The 2,353-nt window shown below is 64.8% G+C and carries 3 protein-coding genes; 1 reads left to right on the top strand and 2 read right to left on the bottom strand.

What is annotated here, in order from left to right:
• Both ACRDUX_RS02875 and ACRDUX_RS02880 read right to left on the bottom strand, forming a co-directional pair.
• Positions 1 to 622 (bottom strand): ABC transporter permease (locus ACRDUX_RS02875; protein WP_526410828.1); only part of this gene is annotated, 622 nt, incomplete at its 3' end.
• Positions 619 to 1,551 (bottom strand): efflux ABC transporter ATPase subunit, DrrA-related, encoded by a 933-nt coding sequence (locus ACRDUX_RS02880; RefSeq protein WP_526410830.1) that lies wholly within the window; start codon positions 1,549 to 1,551, stop codon positions 619 to 621. The genes ACRDUX_RS02880 and ACRDUX_RS02875, both read right to left, overlap by 4 nt.
• A gap of 80 nt (positions 1,552 to 1,631) precedes the next feature.
• On the opposite strand from ACRDUX_RS02880, the gene ACRDUX_RS02885 reads away from it, so the two are divergent.
• Positions 1,632 to 2,353: glycosyltransferase family 2 protein (locus tag ACRDUX_RS02885; protein ID WP_526410832.1), on the top strand; the 722-nt coding region annotated here is incomplete at its 3' end.

A 2,353-nucleotide genomic window follows, 5' to 3' on the forward strand; every position in this document is an offset into this window, starting at 1 on the left:
TCACCTGAGAGACGGGTTGATAGCGGACGAACGGCTGAACCCAACCGGGGAACGAGTGGGCGGGGGCCATCCCGGTGGACAACAGGACCAACAGTAGCTGGGGGATGAGCAGCAACTGGCTGGACGCGTCCGTCGACTTGACCCGGGTGCCCGTCGCGTCGGCGCCAAGCGACAACGCGAGAGTCAGCGCCAGCACGATGACGACGAAGGCGACTCCATACCCAAACCCACCCGCCATCCGGAAGCCGAATGCGTAGGCGACGCCGACGGCGGCGAGCAGGGCCATGGCCCCGCGAAGCAGGCAGTACACCATCCGTGCCATCAGCGGCAGCAGGGCGGGAATGGGCAGGGTGCGAAGACGCACCCCGAATCCGGTCGACTGTTCCCGTGCGGCCCGGTCGGCGGTGGTCATCGCGCCGAACAGCATCGCCTGAATGACGACTGCCGGTAGCACGTACTGGGGGTAATCGGTTCCGCCGGTGTCGATCAGACCGCGCAGTGCCAGGGTGAATCCGACGAACGTCGCGACGGGGACGAAGATCGCGAACACCAGATCGAGGTCGCGTAACGTGCCCCGCATGGTGCGCTCGGTGAGCGCCACTAGCGCAGGCATTGCGTTCATGCGGTGACGGTCGCCGGACTCAGATGAAGGAAGACCTCGTCGAGCGACGGCTTGCGCAGCGAGATGTCGATCAGTTCGATGCCGAGGCGGTCGATCCTGCGGAGCACCTCGGTGAGGGTCGCTGCCCCGTCGGCGGCAGGCACCGAGACGGTGTTCGCCTCGAGGTCCACCTCCACGCCCTCGAAGTCGGTGAGGACGGCCGCGATCCTGGAGATCTCCTCCGAACGCACGGGCGTCACCTGACAGAAGCTGAAGCCGACCCGTCGTTTGAGTTCGTCGGCGGTCCCACGGGCGATGACCCGTCCCGAGTCGAGAATGACGATCGAATCGCTGAGCACGTCGGCTTCTTCGAGATACTGGGTCGTCAGCAGGATCGTCACGTCCTGGGCAGACAGCGACGACACCAGTGACCACACGTCACGTCGGCTACGCGGATCGAGACCCGTCGTCGGCTCGTCGAGGAACAGCACCTTCGGCGGAACCACCAGCGCGGCGGCGATGTCGATTCGGCGGCGCATGCCACCCGAATAGGTGAGCACCCGACGGTCGGCGGCGTGCGCCATGTCGAACTGGTGAATGAGCTCGTCGGCACGTGCTCTCGTTTGCTTGCGCCGCAGGCCGCGGAGCCTGCCGAAGAGTTCCAGGTTCTCGCGCCCGGTGAGGAGCAGGTCGAGTGCTGCCTCCTGGCCGGTCACGCCGATGTTCGCCCGCACCCGGGCCGGCTGGTCGGCGACGTCGTGGCCCGCCACCAGCGCCCGGCCCGCATCCAGGCGCAGCAGGGTGGACAGGATCTTGACCACCGTCGTCTTGCCGGCCCCGTTGTGGCCAAGCAGGGCGCAGACGGTCCCGGTGGGCACGGAGAAGTCGACGTCCTGCAGCGCAGGCACGGCGCCGCCGAACGTCTTGCCGACTCCCTCTAGCTCGATCACGGGTAGACGATACCGCGATACCGCGGCCGGCAATGGGTGGCGGGGTTGAAAGACCTTGCGTACCAGCCAAGTTGGCCGCAATGATCGGGCTTGGGGATTTGCTGTCGAACGTTGCAAACGTCATCGCGACAGGTGTTTGGCGTGCGAATTTCGATGCGAAGGTCGCTGAGCGGCAGTGCAATAAGCAGAATCGGCCAATTTCGGGCTACGATCTCGTCGTGCTCGAACGGCTGCGCTTTTCGATCATCGTTCCTGCGCACAACGAAGAGGGGTATATCGCAGACACCCTCGAACACGTCGCTGCCTTGTCGTATCCGACCGACTCCTACGAAGTGCTGGTCGTCGAGAACGGTTCCTCAGACCGGACGTTGGACGTCGCAAAGGGGTTTGAGCGCAGCAATATTCGCGTGTTCAGCAGCAGCTGCGTCGGCGTCTCTGCCGCGAAGAACTTCGGCATCGACAGGATGTCGGAGGCTAGCGACTGGGTGGTGTTCCTGGATGCGGACACCATCCTCGAAGCAGACTTCTTGAATGATCTGCAGCGGATGGTGCGCGGGAGCGGGGACCGATTGACGGTCGGCACCACCAGGGTCCGGGCAATTGGCGGTGGTCGTCGGGCGCGGGCCTGGTTCGCGTACTACGATCTCGCCCACCGGCTCGGAAAGGGTTCGTACGCCATCCAGATTGCGCGCCGTTCGCTGTTCCCCGCGATCAGATTCGACGAGCATCTCACGATGGGTGAGGACTTGCAGCTCATCAAACGGGCGCGGGAGTCGGGCGACTTCTTCTTCCTGCCGACCAA

This window comes from Mycobacterium sp., assembly GCF_050701675.1.
Taxonomy (GTDB): Bacteria; Actinomycetota; Actinomycetes; order Mycobacteriales; family Mycobacteriaceae; genus Mycobacterium.